18 protein-coding genes are annotated in these 19781 nt (G+C 67.4%); 3 read left to right on the top strand and 15 right to left on the bottom strand.

Annotated features, from left to right (window positions below; all coding sequences use genetic code 11):
• Positions 1–15 precede the first annotated feature (15 nt).
• From HDC94_RS10210 to panB, 13 genes are all read right to left on the bottom strand, one after another.
• A complete protein-coding gene (locus HDC94_RS10210; protein WP_179497230.1) occupies positions 16–768 on the bottom strand; it encodes an SDR family NAD(P)-dependent oxidoreductase in 753 nt (250 codons plus the stop codon).
• Entirely contained in the window at positions 765–1784 is a 1020-nt protein-coding gene (locus tag HDC94_RS10205) for an alpha-ketoacid dehydrogenase subunit beta (protein WP_179497229.1), read from the bottom strand. The genes HDC94_RS10210 and HDC94_RS10205 overlap by 4 nt, the downstream gene beginning before the upstream one ends.
• Entirely contained in the window at positions 1781–2758 is a 978-nt protein-coding gene (locus tag HDC94_RS10200) for a thiamine pyrophosphate-dependent dehydrogenase E1 component subunit alpha (protein WP_179497227.1), read from the bottom strand. The genes HDC94_RS10205 and HDC94_RS10200 overlap by 4 nt, the downstream gene beginning before the upstream one ends.
• Positions 2755–3210 carry a VOC family protein gene (locus tag HDC94_RS10195; RefSeq protein WP_179497225.1) on the bottom strand — a complete coding sequence of 152 codons (456 nt, stop codon included), beginning with the start codon at positions 3208–3210 and terminating at the stop codon, positions 2755–2757. Before HDC94_RS10195 ends, HDC94_RS10200 begins: the two co-directional genes overlap by 4 nt.
• Positions 3194–4966, bottom strand: coding sequence for a gamma-glutamyltransferase family protein (locus tag HDC94_RS10190; protein WP_179497223.1), 1773 nt, complete (start codon positions 4964–4966; stop codon positions 3194–3196). The genes HDC94_RS10195 and HDC94_RS10190 overlap by 17 nt, the downstream gene beginning before the upstream one ends.
• Entirely contained in the window at positions 4963–5835 is an 873-nt protein-coding gene (locus tag HDC94_RS10185) for an SMP-30/gluconolactonase/LRE family protein (RefSeq protein ID WP_179497221.1), read from the bottom strand. The genes HDC94_RS10190 and HDC94_RS10185 overlap by 4 nt, the downstream gene beginning before the upstream one ends.
• On the bottom strand, positions 5832–7205 hold the full coding sequence (locus HDC94_RS10180; RefSeq protein WP_179497219.1) for an amidohydrolase family protein: 1374 nt from the start codon (positions 7203–7205) through the stop codon (positions 5832–5834). The genes HDC94_RS10185 and HDC94_RS10180 overlap by 4 nt, the downstream gene beginning before the upstream one ends.
• Positions 7202–7978, bottom strand: a complete 777-nt coding sequence (locus HDC94_RS10175; protein WP_179497217.1) for an ABC transporter permease — start codon at positions 7976–7978, stop codon at positions 7202–7204. Before HDC94_RS10175 ends, HDC94_RS10180 begins: the two co-directional genes overlap by 4 nt.
• Complete coding sequence (locus HDC94_RS10170; protein WP_179497215.1) at positions 7975–8739, bottom strand: ABC transporter permease; 765 nt, start codon at positions 8737–8739, stop codon at positions 7975–7977. The genes HDC94_RS10175 and HDC94_RS10170 overlap by 4 nt, the downstream gene beginning before the upstream one ends.
• On the bottom strand, positions 8736–9533 hold the full coding sequence (locus HDC94_RS10165) for an ABC transporter ATP-binding protein (protein ID WP_218870543.1): 798 nt from the start codon (positions 9531–9533) through the stop codon (positions 8736–8738). Before HDC94_RS10165 ends, HDC94_RS10170 begins: the two co-directional genes overlap by 4 nt.
• Positions 9530–10261 (bottom strand): amidohydrolase family protein, encoded by a 732-nt coding sequence (locus HDC94_RS10160; protein WP_179497213.1) that lies wholly within the window; start codon positions 10259–10261, stop codon positions 9530–9532. Before HDC94_RS10160 ends, HDC94_RS10165 begins: the two co-directional genes overlap by 4 nt.
• A 33-nt stretch (positions 10262–10294) precedes the next feature.
• Complete coding sequence (locus tag HDC94_RS10155; protein WP_179497211.1) at positions 10295–11338, bottom strand: ABC transporter substrate-binding protein; 1044 nt, start codon at positions 11336–11338, stop codon at positions 10295–10297.
• 351 nt (positions 11339–11689) lie between these two features.
• On the bottom strand, positions 11690–12505 hold the full coding sequence (gene panB, locus HDC94_RS10150) for a 3-methyl-2-oxobutanoate hydroxymethyltransferase (protein ID WP_179497210.1): 816 nt from the start codon (positions 12503–12505) through the stop codon (positions 11690–11692).
• Positions 12506–12581: 76 nt separating this feature from the next.
• Between panB and HDC94_RS10145 the strand changes: the two genes are divergently transcribed.
• Positions 12582–13919: a glutamine synthetase family protein gene (locus HDC94_RS10145; RefSeq protein ID WP_179497209.1), complete on the top strand. Its 1338-nt coding sequence runs from the start codon at positions 12582–12584 to the stop codon at positions 13917–13919.
• Positions 13920–13955: 36 nt separating this feature from the next.
• Entirely contained in the window at positions 13956–16895 is a 2940-nt protein-coding gene (locus HDC94_RS10140; protein ID WP_179497208.1) for a bifunctional [glutamine synthetase] adenylyltransferase/[glutamine synthetase]-adenylyl-L-tyrosine phosphorylase, read from the top strand.
• A gap of 151 nt (positions 16896–17046) precedes the next feature.
• On the opposite strand, the gene glnA is transcribed toward HDC94_RS10140, so the two are convergent.
• Positions 17047–18471, bottom strand: a complete 1425-nt coding sequence (glnA, locus tag HDC94_RS10135; protein ID WP_179497207.1) for a type I glutamate--ammonia ligase — start codon at positions 18469–18471, stop codon at positions 17047–17049.
• Between the two features lie 135 nt (positions 18472–18606).
• Between glnA and HDC94_RS10130 the strand changes: the two genes are divergently transcribed.
• Positions 18607–19011: an RDD family protein gene (locus HDC94_RS10130; protein WP_179497206.1), complete on the top strand. Its 405-nt coding sequence runs from the start codon at positions 18607–18609 to the stop codon at positions 19009–19011.
• 12 nt (positions 19012–19023) lie between these two features.
• Here the strand turns inward: HDC94_RS10130 and HDC94_RS10125 are convergent, their stop codons facing one another.
• A complete protein-coding gene (locus HDC94_RS10125; protein WP_179497205.1) occupies positions 19024–19737 on the bottom strand; it encodes a DUF4191 domain-containing protein in 714 nt (237 codons plus the stop codon).
• Positions 19738–19781 lie beyond the last annotated feature (44 nt).

Genomic DNA, 19781 nt, shown 5'->3' with positions numbered 1-19781 from the left:
TCCTTCTCAGGGGACCTAGTTCGGTGGGCCGTCGATGACGACCGACTGCCCGCTCATGCCGGTGGATGCCGCACTTGCGAGGAACGCGACGACCTGGGCGACCTCGCGGATGTCGATCAGCCGGTTGAAGGCGTTCGACCCCGCGAAGAGTGCGAGCGTCTCCTCGGTGGTCACGCCGTTGCGCTCGGCGACCTGCGCCGCGAGCGTGCGCAGCATGGGGGAATCGATATTGCCGGGGCACACGGCGTTCGCCCGGGCCCCGTATTGGGCGATCTCCGAGGCGTGGCACTCCATGAAGCCGATGAGCCCGAACTTGGAGGACGCGTAGACGCTCGCGCCACCTTCGCCCTTGAGACCGGCGGTCGACGAGAAGTAGACGATGCTGCACTCGCGCGGGTCGGCCTCGAGGTTGAGGGATGCTGCCTGGCCGAAGTAGGCGGCTCCCCTCAGGTTGACGCCAAGCACCCGGTCCCACGCCTCCCAGTCCGTCGTGGCGACGGGGCCCGTGTAGTTGGTTCCGGCGGCGAAGATGAGGGCGTCGTACCGTCCGACGGTGGCATCCGGGCCGAGGGTGGCGAGGACGTTCTCGCGGTCGGTGACGTCCACCCGCACCCCGGCATGACCCTCGCCCGGTAGCGCTGCGACGATGGGGGCCGTGTCGGCGAAGTCGGCGACTGTGACCCGCATCCCCTCCTCCGCAAGGACCTGCGCAACAACCGAGCCGATCGCTCCTGCCCCGCCCACGACGACGACATGGCGGGCGCTCATCGGGCCGCTCCCGCCTTCAGGATGGCGGACAGGATCGACTCGGAGTTCGGCACGATCTCCTTCTCGAGGCTCAGGGCGGCAGGCACCGGTATCCCGGGATTGCCGTGCCTGCCGACGTAGTCGAGGGAACCGAGGCCGAAGCGCTCGATGGCCCCCGTGATGAGCTCGCCGCTCAGGCCGTAGCCGAGGTAGTCCTCGTCGACAACGAGCAGGGCGCGAGTCTTCGCGAGCGAGGCGCCGATCGTCGCCCAGTCGATGGGCACGATGCTGCGGAGGTCGATCACTTCGACGTCGATACCGCTGAGGATCGCGGCATCCGTCGCCGTCAGGGCGTGCCTCACTGACCCGCTCAGGGTGACGAGGGTGAGGTCGGATCCGGGGCGCACCACGGCGGCCCTGTCGAGGGGCACGTCGTAGGCCTCACGCGGAACGTTCGCGCCGAACTCGAAGTCCTGCGCGCGCTCCAAAAGGAGGCCCTTGTGCTCGATGAAGACGACGGGGTCGTCGGATGCCACGGCAGCAGCCATCATCCCCTTCGAGTCGTACGGGTTCGATGGAGCCACCACGCGCAGGCCCGGCAGGTGGCCGAAGAGCCCCCAGAGGGTCTGCGAGTGCTGGGCGGCGGCACCGATGCTGCCACCGGCGGTCTTGATGACGACGGGCATGTCGACGCGACCGCCCGACATGTAGGGGATCTTCGCGACCGCGTTGTAGACCTGCTCGAGGCACACGCCGATGAAGTCGACGAACATGATCTCGATGACGGGACGATAGCCGTCCATCGCAAGGCCCACGGCCATGCCGGTGAACGCCATCTCCGAGATCGGCGTGTCGAGCACACGCTCGGGGCCGAACGCCTTGAGGAGCCCGCGTGTGGAGCCGAAGACGCCGCCCTGGGTCGCGACATCCTCCCCGATGACGACCACGCGGTCGTCTGCCTCCATCGCGAGCCGCAGCCCCTCGGCGACGGCCTGCGAGATGTTGATGTTGCGGGGCGCTGCATCCGTCATGGTCATGCGACGGCTCCCTTCAGGCCGGAGGTGAACACGTGGTCGTGGGCGAGGCTGCGGTCGGGCTGCTTGTCGGCGCGTACGCGCGCGAGCACGGCGTCGATCTCTGCGGAGGCATCGGCCTCGAGCGCCTCGAGTGTCGCTTCGTCGAGCAGCCCGCTGTCGCGCAGCTGTGCACGCAGCAGTACGACCGGATCCTTTGTGGTGGTGCGGTCCGTCTTCTCCGCCTGGCTGCGATAGAGATCCAGGTCCCCCTCGTAGTGCCCGCGGAACCGGTAGCACATCGCCTCGACGATGGCGGGACCGGTGGTGCGCGCATGGGCAACAGCGCGCCCGATGGCGGCGGATGTGGCATCCACGTCGAGTCCGTCGACTCGCTCACCCGGCAGCGAGTAGGCGACGGCACGCTCCGCAAGCGTGGGTGTCGAGCTTGCGGCAGAGAACGGGACGGAGATCGCCCACTCGTTGTTCTCGATGATGACCACGAGGGCGAGGCCGAGCACGCTCGCCATGTTCATCGTCTCGTGGAATCCGCCCGTGTTGACCGACCCGTCACCGATGACGGCGAATGCGACGGCGTCGCTTCCCCGGAGCTTGGAGGCGTAGGCGTGCCCAAGCGCGACCGGAAGCGACGCACCGACGATGCCCGTGGTGGAGAACCGGCGTTCCTTGTCGAAGAGGTGCATGTGGCCGCCGAACCCGCCGCACAGGCCCGTCTCCTTCTCGAAGATCTCCGCCATGAGCGGATGCAACGGTATGCGCTTCGCGATCGCGTGCAGGTGGTTGCGATGAGTGCTCGCGAGTGCGTCGTCGTCGCGAATGTGCTCGGCGAGAGCGGCCGCGATGGCCTCCTGGCCGATCGCGGTGTGAAGCTCGCCGTGGATTTCCTTCGAGGCGACGCCGGTGAGGCACGCCTCCTCGAACCGCCGCATGAGCACCATGAGCCGGTAGCGGTCGCGCCACAGCCGTGTGTCGATCACCAGGCCTCCTCCAGCTCGATGACGGTGCCCGTCGGACCCCAGCAGTAGACGGCGCGGCCCTCCTCGAACATCACGATCTCGCCCATGAGCGAGCCGCCGCGCGCAACCAGGGCGTCGATGGATGCCTCGAGCTCACGCACCTGGTACGCCCCGTGTCCCACGCCCACGTGCACGGGAAGCCGCGGGTCAAGACCCTCCGGAACGTCGCGCACGTCGATGAGTTCGAGGCGCGTGCCGCTGAACGGTGCCACCAACTGGGCGAGATCACACACGACGCCGTCGACCCCGACGGTGCGCTGGAACTGGTCGCCCATGTCCCTCACGAGGAACTCGACCGCGTAACCGAGCGTGTCCCGGTAGAACTCGATCGAACGGTCGAGGTTCTCGACGACGAGGCCCGCGTGGTGCCACGACCACGCGAGGGCGCCGCCGAACTCAGCGTGCTTGGGCATATGCGGTCCTCCGGGAGTCTGCGCCGGCCGCGAGGAGCCGCGTTCCCTCGGCGCCGGTGGTGGAAACGATCGTCTGGACGCTGCCGGCGTCGAATTCGTTGGACGGCCAATCGATGATCTCGTGGCCGAGCTCCTCCAGCCCGTGGATGACCTCCTCGCCGAACCCTGCCTCCACGAACACGAGGGATTCGCCCACGGGATGCGGGTGGAACCCGCCGGGATAGCTGGAGCCGAAGAGCCTGGGCGCCTCCACGGCCGCCTGGGGGGACTTGCCGTACACGTCCTGCTGGAGCATCGCCTGCACGATGGCCTGCACGATCACGTCGCCGCCGGGGCAGGCCGAGGCCCACACGGCGTCCTCGGGCCCGAGCGCAATGACGGAGGCAGGGGTTACGCACGGTCGACCGCCGGGTCGCAACGCGTTGGGGTGCCCGGCGACAAGGCGGCTCTGCACTCCACGCGGTGAACAGATGATCCCGAGCTCCGGAATCACGGGTGCCCCGTCGATCGTGTCGCTCGGTGAGCTCGAGAACGCGGCACCCTCCGCGTCGACCACAACGATGGCCGTTGTCGAGGGCAACTGGGGGCCAGCCTGCTCCATGGTCGGCACATTGGGAAGGGCGCGGTCGCCCACGAGTCCGGCGAGCGCGGTGAGGTGCTCGTCGTCGAGGAGGGCCTCGGCCGATTCCGCGGTGAATCGGGGGTCACCGTAGGCCCGCTCACGCTCGCTGAAGGCCAGCTTGAGCGCCTCGATGACCTCGTGCGCGTACTCGACCGAGCCCTGCTCGATGTCCCGGATGCCGCGTCGCTCCAGGATCCCGAGGGCCTGGGCGACGATCAGCCCCTGCGACCACGTCGGGGTGACGTGGACATCCCAGTCCCCGAACCGGACGGACGGCGCTGGTGTCACGTCCGCCCGGAACGCTGCGAGGTCCGACGCCTCGAGATACCCGCCGCGCTCGGCGACGAAGTCGACGATCGCCTGAGCGATGTCCCCGGCGTAGAACAACTCGTGTGCCGCTTCAATGGCCTGCTCGCGTGAAGCGCCTGCTGCGCGCGCATCCGCTGCGGCGTCGGAGAGACGCTGGAGAGTGTTCGCGAGGGCTGGCTGCACGAGACGATCGCCGGCGCCCAGCGGAACGCCGCCCGGCTGGTACACCTCGCGCGAGGTCTCCCAGCGGCCGAAGCCCGCTCCCATGTGCGCGAGGTGCGATGCGGTGCGGGGGTCGAGCGGGAATCCGTCGCGCGCGAGCTCGATGGCAGCGCTCATGATGTCCGGAAGCTCCATCGTGCCGAACCTCGAGAGCGCCGTGAGCCATCCGGAGACCGCCCCAGGCACGATGGACGGCACGCCGCCGAGCGGAAGGGCACCCCCGAACCTCGAGGCGATCGTCTCAAGGTCGGCACTCGCTCCCCAGGTGCCGACGCCTGCAACGGCCTGCACGTCGGCGGCGCCGGCCTCGCGCACGAGGATGGGGGCGATCCCCCCGAGGTTGCACATCTCCACCTGGACGACGTTCGAGGCGAACCCTGCCGCAACACCGGCGTCGGTGGCGTTTCCGCCCCGGCGCAGGATCTCGGCCCCCACCTCGCTCACGAGCGGATGGCCGGCGACGATCGACCAGCGCTCACCGTAGATGGTTGGGCGCATCGACTCTGCCTGGTCGAAGACGCCCGGCACGATACCGCCACCCATGCCGGAGCCGCGGGGGAGCGATATCCCCGAACGCGTGCTCAGCCCCGTATCGATCGTCATGACAGGTGTCCTTCCCACACTGGTCCGCCGGCAACATCTGCCTGGTAGCGGAAGAGCGACCCCGAGGTCGTGAACTCGGCGAGTTCTGCCTCCGACGCATCGACGCGTGCGGTGGTGATGTAGAGGGTCGATTCGACAAAAACGCAGCTCGACGCCCGGAGCGCAGGAACGAGTACCCGCGACACGATGGCGCCCGATGTGTCGACGCAGATCACCTCGCCCCCTCCGAATACGGCGATCCACGCGCGGTCGAGTTCATCGAGGCAGAGGCCATCGAGTGCCCCCTCGGCCTCGGGGAAGACGAGCAGGGGAGCGGGGGTTCCCAACTCGCCCGTTGCCGGGTCGTGGGGGATGCTCCAGAGCGTTCCCGTCGCACTGTCGATGTGCAGCATGCGCGTGCCATCCGCGGTGAATCCAAGTCCGTTGGAGAAGCCGATGTCGCTGCGCTGGATGCTCAGGCCGTCGTGCCCGAGGCGCACGAGCATCCCGGGCGCTGGCTGGTCGCCCGCTGGCACCACGCCGAACCAGAGGTGACCGGAGGGGCCGGCCGAGGCATCCGAGAGCCGGGTTCCCGCCGGAAGGTCGAGGGGGATCCGTTCGACCACCTCGCCGCGCTCGTCGAGCACGGCGAGCGACCGGTGGAGCGCGATGACCGACCGTCCATCCTTAAGCGGTATGAGCGCGCTCACCGTCTCGCCGGGAAAGTCGAGGACGGCGACAGCCCGGTCGCCGCGGAGGGCGTAGACGGTGCCGGTGAGGAGGTCACTGAAGTGGAGTGCCGTGTCGGGGGAGCCCAGGCGAATCCAGCGGGGCGCCTCGCCCAGCTCTGCGCGGCATTCCGCCGCGAGCTCTGCCAGTGCGGCGTTCATGACATCGCCCCCGCCAGCTCGTCGATGAGCTCCACGGTGGGAGCGAGATCCAGAACCCGGCGTGCGCGGGCCTCGGCATCGGCGTCGAGCTGGGCCCGGAGCCTGGATCGGGCGGACCCCAGGTCGACCAGGGAGTGCCCGTCCGAGACGACGAGGTCGCCCCCGACCCAGGCGCGCCGAACTGCGTTCGCGCTCCCGGATTCGACAATGCCGTGGACGGTCGGGGCCGCGAGGGAGAGCTCGATGATGTCCGCGGGTGCGCCAGCAGCGATGCGGCCGCCCTGAGGCACTCCGATCGCTCGTGACCCGCCAGTGGTCGCCATGCTGAAGACGTCCCGCGCCGAGAGCGGGTCGCCCACGGCGGAGGCGGTCGCTAGCGCCGCACGCATGACGTCGAAGTAGTCGGGTGCCGCCGTGTTCTGGCTGTCGACGCCGAGTGCCCCCGGAATACCGCGCGAGAGCCACGCCGCGACTGTGGCGCGTCCCACGCCGAGCGCCTCGTTCGAGGCCGGGCAGTGCACGAGGCTCGCGCCGGCCGCGGCGATGCGGTCGAGGTCGTCCGTCGTGAGATGCACACCGTGAGCGCAGGACATGCGGTCGTCCATGAGGCCGGCGGACAACAGCCTGTCGAGGGGGCTCGGGGTGTCCGCGAGCCAGGTGCGGTGGAGGCGGCTCTCGTGGAGGTGGGTGTGGAGGCGCGCGGTGCCGGCGGACTCCGCAATGGCGTCGAGGAGGGCATCCGTCGACCACTGCCCACCGATGGGGCCGATACCGAGGCTCGTTGTCCGTCCGGAGAACTGGGCCAGCCACTCCCGAGAGAGTTCACGAACCCTGTCGGGGGAGATCGAGAGGTCGGCCGGAGGGACCTCGACCCAGCGACCGACCGGTGGCTCTGGCGTCAGCAGGGCCCGATCGGCGAAGCCGAGCACGACGAGACCGCGAATGCCACTCGCCGCCACACCCGCGAGTGCACCCCGCGCGCCAGCGAGCGCATCCTCGGCGCCAGCATCCGCGTCGACGAATCCCTGCACAGCGGTCACACCCGTCTCGAGGAGTTCCCCGGCAGCCACGAGCGCCTCGTCCCGAGTATCGAGCGCGGAGACCGCTCCGAGCGAGCAGATCCACGACTCGAATGAGCGTGCGGGAACGCCGTGCTCCTTGAGCGGCAGGCCGCGGAGGTGCGAGTGTGCGTCCACGAAACCGGGCGAGAGCACGCCGTCGACACTCACGAGCGCTCCGGGGTGGTCCAGCGATCCCCACGGTCCCACCTCCGCGATGGTGCCGTCGGTGATGATCACGGCGGCATCGGGGAGCACGGGGGATGCCGCATCCACAACGAGATCCCTGGCCCTGATCGTGAAGGTACTCATGTGCGCACCGCCCACCCGAGGAGGAGCCGCTCGGCGAGGCTCACGATGCTGAAGAGCACCGAGGCGACGAGCGCCGAGAACAGGACAGCACCCCACATGGTGGTGATGTCGAGGCTGAGCCAGGACTGCACGACGAGTCGACCGAGGCCGGTCCCCCCGATGATCCACTCCGCGGTCATGACACCCAGCACCGCGTTCGGTGCGGAGATCTTGAGGGCGGACACGAACGACGGCATCGCGAAGGGGATGCGCACGCGCACGTACCCGAAGACGGTCGAGGCGTTCATGACCTTGAGTAGTTCGATCGTCTCGGCCGGCACCGACCGGAGCCCGAGGATGACGTTGACGAGCGTCGGGAAGAACACAATGAGTGCCGCGACGACGACGGTCGCGCCCGGCCCACGGCCGAAGGCCAGGGTGATGAAGGGCGCGAGCGCGACGATGGGGATGGCCCGCACGACCACAGCGATCGGATAGACGATGTCGGAGAAGGTCCGGGACGCGCAGATCAGGATGGCGAGTGCCAGGCCGACCACGTTTCCGACGGCGAATCCGGCGAGGGTGGCGAGCACCGTGTTGAGCGCGGCCTGGATGACGAGCGCCCAATCGGCGCCCACGGCGATCTGGGCGGGCCCCGGCAGAACGTTCGGCGACACCTGGAGCGCTGCCACCGCGAGCTGCCAGATGGCGAGCACGATGAGCACGACGATCGTCGTGACGACCCACGATGGTGCGGAGACCCTGCTGCGGAGCCGGGGAGCGGTCGTCGTCATGATTCCACCCTCGAGGAGTCGTGCCACGGTGCAGCAGCGCGCCCGGCGATATCGAAGAGGAGCACGATGAGGCCGTTGAGCGCGGTGGCCACGACGAGGACCGTCCACAGGAGCGGAACGTTGAAGTTGAACATGGCCTGGATGAGCATCACGCCGAGCCCGCCCTCCGCGCCCATCCACTCGGCGATGATCGCGCCGATGAATGCCGCTGGCCCGGCGATCTTGAACGAGGAGAACAGAGCGGGCAGCACAGCGGGCGCGCGCATCGTGAGGAGAGTGCGGGTGTAGCCCATCGCGAGCACCCTGCTGAGCTCGTTGATGCGCGGGTCGAGCGTGCGCAGGGCTCCCGTGACGTTCACGAGAACCGGGAAGTACGCCGAGAGCGCCGCGACGGCGACCTTGCTCTCCATGCCGAGGCCGAGGCTCGCGGTGAGCGGCGCCGCGATCGCGATGACCGGGATCGCGTAGATCACGAGCGCCAGCCGGTAGAGGCCCTCGCCGACGACACGGAACCGGTCAACGATCACCGCGAGAACGATCGCGGTTCCAGCGCCGATGAGGAACCCGAGGCCCGCCTCGCTGAGCGTGATTCCGGCGTTCAGGAGTAGTGCGTACCAGCGTTCCCCGAGGGTCTGGACAATGAGGCTCGGCGGGATGAGCACGGCTCCCGGCGCGGTCGCAGCCTGGCCGGCCAGCTGCCAGGCGACCAGCAGCAGTACGAAGAAGACCGCCGGGATCAGCGGACGCGGCAGGGCCCTCATTCGGTGTCCGCGCTCCGATAGTCGGCGCTCAGCAGCTCGGTGAGGGCACGCTCGTGCGCGATGAACTCCGGCGAGAGCGCCTGGTCGATCTCGCGCGGACGTGGGAGGTCGATCGAGCGGCGTTCGATCACGTGCCCGGGGTTGCGTCCCATGACGATCACGGTGTCGGACAGGAAAACCGCCTCGGCCACATTGTGGGTGACAAGGAGGGCCGTCGTACCGCTCGCACTCCAGATCCGCTGGAGTTCGACGTTCATCTGCCGCCGACGGAGCTCGTCCAGTCCGTTGAAGGGCTCGTCGAGGAACAGGATGCTCGGCTCGACGACGAGCGCACGTGCAATGGCCACGCGCCGTGCCATCCCGCCAGAGAGCTTCGCGGGCAGGTGCTGCTCGAAACCGTCGAGGCCCACGAGTTGAAGCACCGCCATCGCTCGTTCGCGCCGCTCGCTCCTCGACACGCCCTGCGCTTCGAGGGGGAGCTCCACGTTGCCGAGCGCCGTGCGCCACGGCAGGAGCACGGGGTCCTGGAACACGAAACCGAAGAGGCCGCTCGTGCGGGCCTGGTGGGGCGTCATCCCGAACAGGTCCACGGTCCCGCGGGTCGGCGAGATGACGTCCGCGATGATGCGGAGGAGGGTCGACTTGCCGCAGCCGGACGGGCCGAGGAGCGTCGTGAACCCACCCTCGGGAAGAGTGAGCGCCACGTCGTCGAGTGCGGTGAAGGTTCCGCCCTTCACCGGGAAGTCCATGCCAACGCCGTCGAGGGTGACGGTGCGGGTGTCCGCGATGGTCACGCGAGCCTCAGCAGACGCGCGAGGTTGTCACCCTCAATGAGGGCGCGGTCGGCATCGTTCGGGATGGCACGAGCGATCTTCATGCGCTCGAGCGCCGGCACGCTGCCCGGCCAGTCGGTCCCCATCACGATCTTCTCGGGCCCGACCCTCTTGTAGGCGGTCTGGACTTCGAGAAGCTGCGTGCTCGAGGTCTCCAGATAGATGTGCGGGTTGCGCTCGGAGACGATGAGCGCCTCCGTGGTGTTCCACACCGTGCCCATGTGCGCAATGAGCACAGGCGCCTCGGGAAAGTTCTTCGAGATCTCCTCGATCGAGAGGGGAGCGCACCACGGGTCGTCGAGAGCGTTGACGAGGATCATGAGGCCCTCCTCGGTCGCTGCCCTGAAGATCGGGTCCAGCAGACCGTGGTCGGCGAAGTGGTAGCCGTGGAGGGTGGGGTGGAGCTTGATGCCCTTGAGTCCGAGTTTGGCGGACTCGCGAAGCGTCTCGAGAGCATCGGGCAGTCGTGGGTTCACTCCGCCGAAGCCGATGAACCGGTCGGGGTAGCGCCCCACGACTGCCGCGATGTACTCGTTGTTGATCGCCTGTCCGAGCGAGCAGCCCACGGCCATGTCCACGCCAGCCTCATCGAGGAACGGGATCAGGTCCTCCGCGGTGAATGACTCCCCGGTGAGGTAGTCGGAGTTTCCTGACGCTTCCCAGATGTTGTTGTACGCATCGATGATCATGAGCTGTGGTGCCCTTTCAGGTGAATCGGGTTGTTAGTTGAGCAGCGAGGTCTTGTCGCCGAACACGTCGTCGAGAACCGAGGTGTCGACGATGTCGGCGGCGTCCAGGGGCCCGCTCAGCGTGCCTGCCTCGACGAGGGAGTCGATGATCGACTGGAACTTCTCGACATCGAGTCGCAGAACGCCCGAGGGACCGGCGATCAGGTCGGCCTGGATCTCCGCCGTGGCTGCCTCGGTGTCGAGGTCGAGACCACCGGTCGGGTTCACGTCGTTCACGACGATCTCCGCGCCCTCCTTGGGGTTGGCGTTGATCCACTCGTAGCCCTTGACCGTGGCGGTCATGAACTTCACGATGAGGTCGCGGTTCTCCTCGAGGTTCGCCTTGGTCGTGATGATCACGTTGCCGTAGCTCGGCACTCCGAGGTCGTCGAGGTAGAGGTAGTCCACGTCGAGGCCCTGCAGTTCGAGGGAGGCGCCCTGTGCGGTCGCGTATCCGCCGTACCCATCAACCTGTCCGGTGACGAGCTGGGTGGGGTCTGCGCCGGCCGGCACGATCGTGACGGTCGACGTGTCGACGCCCTGCGCCTCGAGCACCGACGTGAACTGGGCGATCCCGTTGTCGGGGTAGGCGATCGTTTTGCCCTCGAAGTCCTCGGGGGCGCTGATCGGGTTATCCGACAGGCTCATGATCGCCATCGGCGACTTCTGGAACACGGCACCGATGGCGACGAGGTCCTCGCCGCTCTCGATGGCCTGCAGGAGCAGGGTGTTGTCCTCGTCGCCGAGCAGGGCTGCTCCGCCCGTGACCTGCTGCCAGGCGAGGATGTTCGAGCCGCCGGCGGTGAAGGTGGGCGCGATGCCCTCCTCCTCGTAGAAGCCTTCGGCGTCGCCGGCGAAGAATCCGCCGAACTGGGTGATCTTGAGCCAGCTGAGCTGGTAGTTGACGTCGGTGAGTTCACCGGACGGCGTCTCGGCCGCCGGGGCCGCGCAGCCGGTGAGCGCGAGCGCGAACGCGGTTGCCGCGGCTGCGACGACCGCGAACCGACGTTTCGCTGCGGAAGGTGCAATGTGCTTCATGTCGATGCTTCCAATCGGGTCTGTGTGACGGGAGGTCGGCGACGGATCCGGCAGCATCCGCTCGGATGCGATGAGATCGCGTGCCGCTGCGGTGCGGGACGTTCACGGGCTGGGCCCATGAACCGATGCTCCGGCCCCGTGATGGGCACCACAATCGACAAACTGCTTCGTCTCCTCGGGAGCGAGGCTACGAAGTGTAAATTCCCGGCGTGTTTCGGGCAGGGGTCAACCCCGTGAAATAGGCCACCTGCCGCCCAATCACTGCGAAAGCGCACTACGAAATGTCAGCGACCCTGAGTCGTAACATGCGCGATACATGGCCGAATAACGGCCATCGGGTGGGAACCCGGGCTAGTCCTCGTACGAGTGCTCTGGGCCCGGGTAGGTACCCTGCTCGACGTCGGCGCGGTAGGCGTTCACGGCGTCGGTGAGGGTCTCGCGAAGGTTGGCGTACTGCTTCACGAACTTGGGGATGCGGCCCTTGGTGAAGCCAGCCCAGTCGGTCCACACCAGGAGCTGGCCGTCGACATGGGGCCCCGCTCCGACGCCGATCGTGGGGATGCGAAGCTCCTTCGTCACGCGAGCCGCGGCCTCGGCCGGAACCATCTCGAGTACCACGGAGAAAGCACCGGCATCCTCGACGGCGCGAGCGTCGGCGAGCAACTGCTCGACCTGATCGCCACGCCCCTGGATGACGTGCCCGCCGAGCCCGTGCTCACTCTGCGGTGTGAAACCGATGTGGGCCATGACCGGGATGCCCGCCGACACGATGCGACGGATCTGCTCGGCACTCCGCACACCGCCCTCGAGCTTGACGGCATGCGCTCCGGTCTCCTTCATGAACCGGAAGGCCGTGTGCAGCGCCTCATCAGGCCCGGTCTCGTACGATCCGAAGGGCATGTCGGCCACAACGAACGCGCGTGACACGGAACCGGCGACCGCTCGGGTCAGGGGGATCAGGTCGTCAATGGAGACGGGAAGGGTCGTGTCATAGCCATACACATTGTTGCCGGCTGAATCGCCCACGAGGAGGAAGTCGATGCCTGCTTCGTCGAAGATGCCTGCGGTGAGCTGGTCGTAGCTCGTGAGACCGGTGAATTTGATGCCGGATTCCTTGGCTCGCTGGAAGTGACGGGTACGAACGCGCTTCAGCGCCTGCTCAGCCATGCGCTAAGTCTAAGGCGGAGCCAGTAGCCTATGAGGGGTGCCGAGTGCGCCGCCAGAGAGCTGATGAGAGGTATTGATGGACAAGCAGCGCGACTTCGTTCTTCGCACGATCGAGGAGCGGGGTGTCAAGTTCGTTCGCCTGTGGTTCACGGACGTCGTCGGCACCCTCAAGAGCGTTGCCATCACCCCGGCGGAGGTCGAAGGCGCCTTCGCTGAAGGACTCGGCTTCGATGGTTCGGCCATCGAGGGATTCACACGCGCCTACGAGGCCGACATGCTCGCGGCGCCCGATCCAGCAACCTTCCAGATCCTTCCGTGGCGCGGCGAGATCGATCCGACCGGCCGCATGTTCTGCGACATCCTCACGCCGGACGGCCAGCCCGCCTGGAGCGACCCCCGGAATGTTCTCAAGCGCTCACTCGCGAAGGCAGCGGATCGCGGATTCTCGTTCTACACGCACCCCGAGATCGAGTTCTACCTGCTCAAGTCGTCCAAGCTCAAGGGCGGAGCACCCGAGCCGGTGGACTCCGCTGGCTTCTTCGACAACGTGCCCGGTGGCACGGCGCACGACTTCCGTCGTCGTTCGGTCCGGATGCTCGAGGACCTCGGTATCTCTGTCGAGTTCAGCCACCACGAGGCGGGTCCCGGCCAGAACGAGATCGACCTGCGCTACGCGGACGCGCTCACGACGGCAGACAACATCATGACGTTCCGCACGGTCATCAAGGAGGTGGCGATCGAGCAGGGCGTGTACGCGACGTTCATGCCGAAGCCGCTCTCCGGCCACCCGGGTTCGGGCATGCACACCCACATGTCGCTCTTCGAGGGAGACACCAATGCGTTCTACGACGGCGGCGGTCACTACCAGCTCTCGAAGATCGGTCGCCAGTTCGTCGCCGGTCTCCTGCGTCACGCACCCGAGATCACCGCGGTCACCAACCAGTTCGTGAACTCGTACAAGCGACTGTGGGGCGGGGACGAGGCACCCAGCTTCGTGACCTGGGGCCACAACAACCGTTCGGCACTCGTGCGCGTTCCGCTCTACAAGCCGGGCAAGGGCCAGAGCGCTCGCGTCGAGTACCGGGCCATGGATTCCGCCGCGAACCCGTACCTCGCCTTCTCGCTGCTGCTTGCGGCAGGCCTGAAGGGCATCGAGGAGGGCTACGAGCTTCCGCCCGAGGCCGAGAACAACGTCTGGGAGCTGTCCGACTCCGAGCGTCGTGCGCTCGGCTACGAGCAGCTTCCCGCGAGCCTCGACCACGCGGTGTCACTCATGGAGGACTCCGAGCTCGTGGCCGAGACCCTCGGCGAGGAGGTCTTCAACTACGTGCTGCTGAACAAGCGTCGCGAGTGGAAGGAATACCGCGCGCAGGTCACGCCCTACGAGCTCCAGAGCAGCCTCGAGATCCTCTAGCCGAGGTCTCCACCCCGCGCACAGGAGCACGGCACCATGACTCGCGCACAGACGACGCTCACGGAGCTGGCACGTCTCGGGTTCACCGACCTCGGCGGCACCGCCGCCGTCCTCGGCGAACTCGAGATCCCGGAGCTCGTTCCCCTGTTCGCGTCCGCCGCCGACCCCGACCAGGCACTGCGACTCCTCGTCGATCTGCGGGAGCATGCCCCTGACGAGGTGAACGCGCTCCTCGGGGACGCGGATGCAGCGGCTCGCCTGATACGCGTGCTCGGGGCATCCGAGGGCCTCGCCTCGTTCTTCACTCGCCGACCGGGGGAGTTGCAGTCACTCGCCGAGCGCCTCGTCACCCCACCCTCGGCCGAGGGCTACGTGCAGGATCTCCTGGAGTCAGTGCGCGGGCTCGAGGGGGAGGCGGCGTGGGTCGTGTTGCGCGTGCGCTATCGGCATCACCTGGCCCGCCTGGCTGCATGGGATCTCGGGCAGTCCGACACGCTCGGCGCGCTCGATCGTGTGGCCGAGGCGCTGGCGGACCTCGCCGGGGCAGCGCTCGAGGCATCCCTCGATGTGGCCCGACGCGACGTGGCGTTTCCCGCTGAGGACGTTGCCGCAACCAAGCTCGCGATCATCGGCATGGGCAAGGCGGGTGCCCGTGAACTGAACTACGTCTCGGACGTCGACGTCATCTTCGTGGCCGAGGGCTCGGACGCCATCACGGACGACCGTGCCGTCGACATCGCCACCAAACTCGCCATCCAGACGATGCGCGGCATCAATGAACTGTGTGCTGAACCGTCCCTCTGGGAGGTCGACGCCAACCTGCGGCCCGAGGGCAAGGACGGCGCCCTCGTGCGGACTCTGGCCTCGCATGTTGCCTACTACGAGCGGTGGGCGAAGAGCTGGGAGTTCCAGGCGCTGCTGAAGGCCCGCCCCCTCGCGGGCGATCGGGACTTGGGGGAGCGGTACGTGACAGCGCTCGCACCCATGGTGTGGTCGAGTGCGTCGCGGGAGAACTTCGTGGAGTCCGTGCAGCGCATGCGCGAGCGGGTGACCGAGCACATCCCCAACTCGGAGATCGACGTGCAGCTCAAGCTCGGGCCGGGCGGGCTGCGGGACGTCGAGTTCACGATCCAGCTGCTGCAACTCGTGCACGGCCAGCTGGATGACGCGGTCCACCAGCGCGCGACGCTTCCCGCCCTCGTCGCCCTCGCCGAGCAGGGCTACATCGGGCGCGTGGAGGCTGCGGAGTTCTCGGAGGACTACCGATTCCTGCGGGTGCTCGAGCACCGCCTCCAGCTGTCCCGACTGCGCCGCACGCATCTCATGCCCACCGACCCAGAGGCGCTGCGTGTGCTGGCCAGGGCGTCCGGGCTCGCGAGTACGGCATCCGATCTCACCGAACGGTGGCAGCGCACCAAGAATGCCGTGCGCAGGCTGCACGAGCGGCTCTTCTACCGCCCGCTCCTGTCCGCAGTGGCGGCCCTGCCCGAGGACGGCTTCGCGCTGTCGAGCGAGCAGGCCGAGGCTCGCCTGGCGGCGATCGGCTTCCGCGACCCGCGGGGCGCTCTCGCGCACATCGCGGCGCTCACCGGGGGAGTGTCGCGTCGGGCGACCATCCAGCGCACCCTCCTGCCCGTCATGCTGCAGTGGTTCGCGGAGGGCGCCGACCCCGACTACGGGCTGCTCGCCTTCCGACGGCTCAGTGAGGATCTCGGCGAGGCCTACTGGTTCCTCCGCATGCTGCGGGACTCCTCTGCCGCCGCCGAGCGTCTCACGCACGTGCTCTCCGGCTCCAAGTTCGTCGGTGCACTCTTCGAGCGCATCCCGGAGGCCGCAGCGTGGCTCGAGAACGAGGACGAGCTCCGCCCGCGGCCGCTCGCCCAGCTCCTCGAGGAGACCGAGGCGACGGTGGCGAGGCACCGGGACGACGAGGATGCTGCGGCCCTCGCCCTCCGCACGGCCCGCCGCCGCGAGATCCTCCGCCTCGCCCTCGCCGGCATCCTCGGCACGATCACCATCAGCGAGCTCGGCAGGGGACTCTCCGACATCACGACGGCCATCCTCACGGGCGCTCTCGCCCTGGCCCACCGCTATGGCGACGGCATCGAGTTCGGCATCATCGCCATGGGCCGCTACGGCGGGCAGGAACTCGGCTTCGGTTCTGACGCCGACGTCATGTACGTCTTCCGTCCGGCAGGCGCGACGCCCGAGGAGGCGCACCAGCGCGCCGAGCGGATCGTGCACGCGCTCGGTCGCTACACGGAGGACCTCCGCGTTCCCCTCGACCTCGACGCCGGACTGCGCCCCGAGGGACGCAACGGTGCGATCGTGCGGTCGCTCGACTCGTACCGCGCGTACTACAAGCGGTGGTCGCTCACGTGGGAGGCGCAGGCACTCTTGCGCGCCCGGGGTGCGGTGGGGGATGCCGGCGTGCTGACGGCGTTCGAGGAACTTGCCGATGAGGTGAGGTACCCGGCATCCATCTCGGAGCAGGAGATCCGCGAGGTCAAGCGCATCAAGGCGAGGGTGGAGAACGAGCGTCTGCCCCAGGCTGCGGACCCCACCCGCCACCTGAAGCTCGGACGGGGGTCGCTGAGCGACGTCGAGTGGTTCGTGCAGTTGCTCGAACTGCAGCACGGGGCGAGTGTTCCCGGGCTGCGCACCACCTCCACCCTCGGTGCACTCTCCGCCGCGGAGGCCGCCGGCCTCGTCGACACCGAGGATGCCCACAAGCTTCGGGATGCCTGGATCCTCGCGTCCCGCGCCCGCTCCGCCATGACCCTCTGGACCGCGCGGACCTCGGACGTTCTCCCGACGGACCACCAGCAGCTCGAAGGTGTCGCACGCCTCCTCGAGTACCCTCCTGGTTCGGCGGCAGTCTTCGAGGACCACTACCTGCGTGTCACGCGCCTGGCCCGCCAGGTGTTCGAGCGTCGCTTCTACGGTGCCCCGCAGCGCCCCTCGACGACCGTCTGAGACTCTTACGGAGGACGGCGCGCCCCGCGGCCGTAGACGAAGGCTCTGGTCTTCGGCGTGCCGTCCTCCGAATCGTCCGGTACACGCAGAGTCGGCACAAACAAAATGGGCCGCACCCCGAAGGATGCGACCCATTTTGTTCAGGCGTTGGTTACACCGAGAAGTACAGCTCGTACTCGAACGGGTGCGGACGCTGGGAGGCGGGGATGATCTCCTTCTCCCACTTGTACGCGATCCACGTGTCGATGAGGTCCTTGGTGAACACGTTGCCCTCGAGCAGGAACTCGTGGTCGGCCTCGAGCGCGTTGAGCGCCTCGGCGAGCGAGCCGGGAACCTGGGGGATGAGCTTGGCCTCCTCGGGGGGCAGCTCGTACAGGTCCTTGTCGACGGGCTCGTGCGGCTCGATCTTGTTCTTGATTCCGTCGAGACCAGCCATGAGCTGGGCCGCGAAGGCGAGGTACGGGTTGCCCGAGGCATCCGGCGCACGGAACTCGATGCGCTTGGCCTTGGGGTTGGTGCCCGTGATCGGGATACGGATCGACGCCGAGCGGTTACCGGCCGAGTAGACCAGGTTGACCGGGGCTTCGAAGCCAGGAACGAGACGGTGGAACGAGTTGAGCGTCGGGTTGGTGAACGCGAGCACCGCCGGGGCGTGCTTGAGAAGTCCACCGATGTACCAGCGCGCGATGTCCGACAGACCGCCGTAGCCCTGCTCGTCGTAGAACAGCGGGTTGCCGTCGTTCCACAGCGACTGGTGCGTGTGCATGCCCGAGCCGTTGTCGCCGAAGAGCGGCTTCGGCATGAAGGTGGCGACCTTGCCCCACTCGAGAGCGGTGTTCTTGACGATGTACTTGAACTTCAGGATGTCGTCTGCCGCGTGCACCATCGTGTCGAAGCGGTAGTTGATCTCAGCCTGGCCGCCGGTGCCGACCTCGTGGTGGGCACGCTCGAGAATGAGCCCGGCGTCGATCAGCTTGAGGCTGATGTCGTCGCGCAGGTCGGCCTGCTTGTCGATCGGGCTGACGGGGAAGTAACCACCCTTGTACGGGGTCTTGTTGGCGAGGTTTCCGCCCTCCTCGACGCGACCGGTGTTCCAGGCGCCCTCTTCGGAGTCGACGGAGTAGAAGCTCTGGTTCTGGGTGACCGAGTAGCGCACATCGTCGAAGATGTAGAACTCGGCCTCGGGCGCGAAGTACGCGGTGTCTGCGATGCCGGTCGAGGCGAGGTACTTCTCGGCCTTCTTGGCGACCTGGCGTGGGTCCTTGCCGTAGATCTCGCCGTTACGCGGGTTGTAGATGTCGAACACCATGATGAGCGTGCGCTCGGTGCGGAACGGGTCTACGTACGCCGTCGTGACATCCGGGATCAGCTGCATGTCGGACTCGTGGATGTTGGCGAAGCCGCGGATCGACGAACCGTCGAAAAGCTGGCCGACGGAGAAGAACTCCTCGTCAACGGTGGACGCCGGGATGTTGAAGTGCTGCTGGACCCCGGGAAGGTCCGTGAAGCGGATATCAAGGAACTTGACGTCGGTGTCCTTGATGAACTTGAGCACTTCTGAAGAATCACTGAACATGTGAAGGACTCCAATGAGCTTGGTGCTGAACGGCAGCAGACGCGGCCACCCACGAGGCTATGCGTAAGGGGTTTCGCGAGGGTCACGCAATTGTTTCCGGCATGTTACGGGTATGCGTCGCGGTAGTCTCGGGTAATGCCCGAAAAGCCTTCTGTGCCCGTCGAGTGGCCAGGCAAGCGGCTGGGTCTCCCGTACGACGGTCCGCGTTCGATCGCGCGATCCGGACGGCGGATTGCCGCCCTCGCCATCGACTTCGCCTCAGCCGCCATCATCTCAGCCGCATTCTTCAACTACGAGGGATGGGCGAGCACGGCGATCTTCGCGGTCGTGCAGATTGTGTTCCTTCTGACCTTGTCGGGCTCGCCGGGGCATCTCATCCTGGGGATGCGCGTTGTGCCGCTCCGGGGCGGCTATCTCGGTGTCTGGCGACCCTTCACGCGCACGATCCTGCTGTGCCTCGTGATTCCACCCCTGATCTGGGACAAAGACCAGCGGGGGATGCACGATCGCCTGTCCGGCACGGTGCTCGTGCGTCGCTGAGCGTCGCTGAGACTAGCGTGGGCGCTGAGCCCTGGCCTTCATCGGGTCCATACCCTTGGGGATGGGGAGGCCGTTCTTGCCCAGGGAGTTGAGGCGGTTCGACACCGCGAGAACCTCAGGCTTGCGCAGCACCGGCTTGAACTTGCCGAGCGTCGACGGGAGTTTGTGGAGCACCACGGAATCCGCGTCGGGGCCGACGTAGACGAGGTGGATCGGAACGTTGGGGAGGATGCGAGCGACAGCCTTGCGCTGCTCCTCGAGCATCGGGCGGGTGCGGCTCTGCGGGCCCTCGCCGATGAGGGCGACACCGCCACGACCTACGGCTCGGTAGACGGCATCCTGAGTGCGGGGGCTGACCGTGACGGGCATCTCGCTCGCCGTCCAGCCACGACGGAGCGAACTCTTGAGCACGGCACCAACGGCGCCGGGCTGACCGGCGATCTGGGAGTATGCGGCGCGCTCGGCGCGACGACCCAGCACGATGAGGAAGAGCAGGAGGCCACCGAGGACGCCCGCAACGATGTACAGGATCAAGCCGATGATGTTGTCGCCGGAGAAGAGAAGGCCGAGACTGACACCGGCAGCGATCGGAACGACGAAGGCCACGATGAGCAGCCAGAGGGCCGACTTGTCGTAGCGGGTGGTCATCTGGAAGACCTGGAACATCTGCTTGAGACGACCGGGTTCCTTCTGCGCCTTCGGCGGAGTGGTTGAGCTGCGAGCCATGCTCTTAGGATACCGCCCGTTCGAGAGCGTCCAGGGCGTGCTCA

The organism is Leifsonia sp. AK011 (assembly GCF_013410945.1).
Classification (GTDB): domain Bacteria; phylum Actinomycetota; class Actinomycetes; order Actinomycetales; family Microbacteriaceae; genus Rhodoglobus.
The sequence above is the reverse complement of the archived record's forward strand: the minus strand, read 5'-3'. Positions and strand labels throughout refer to the sequence as shown.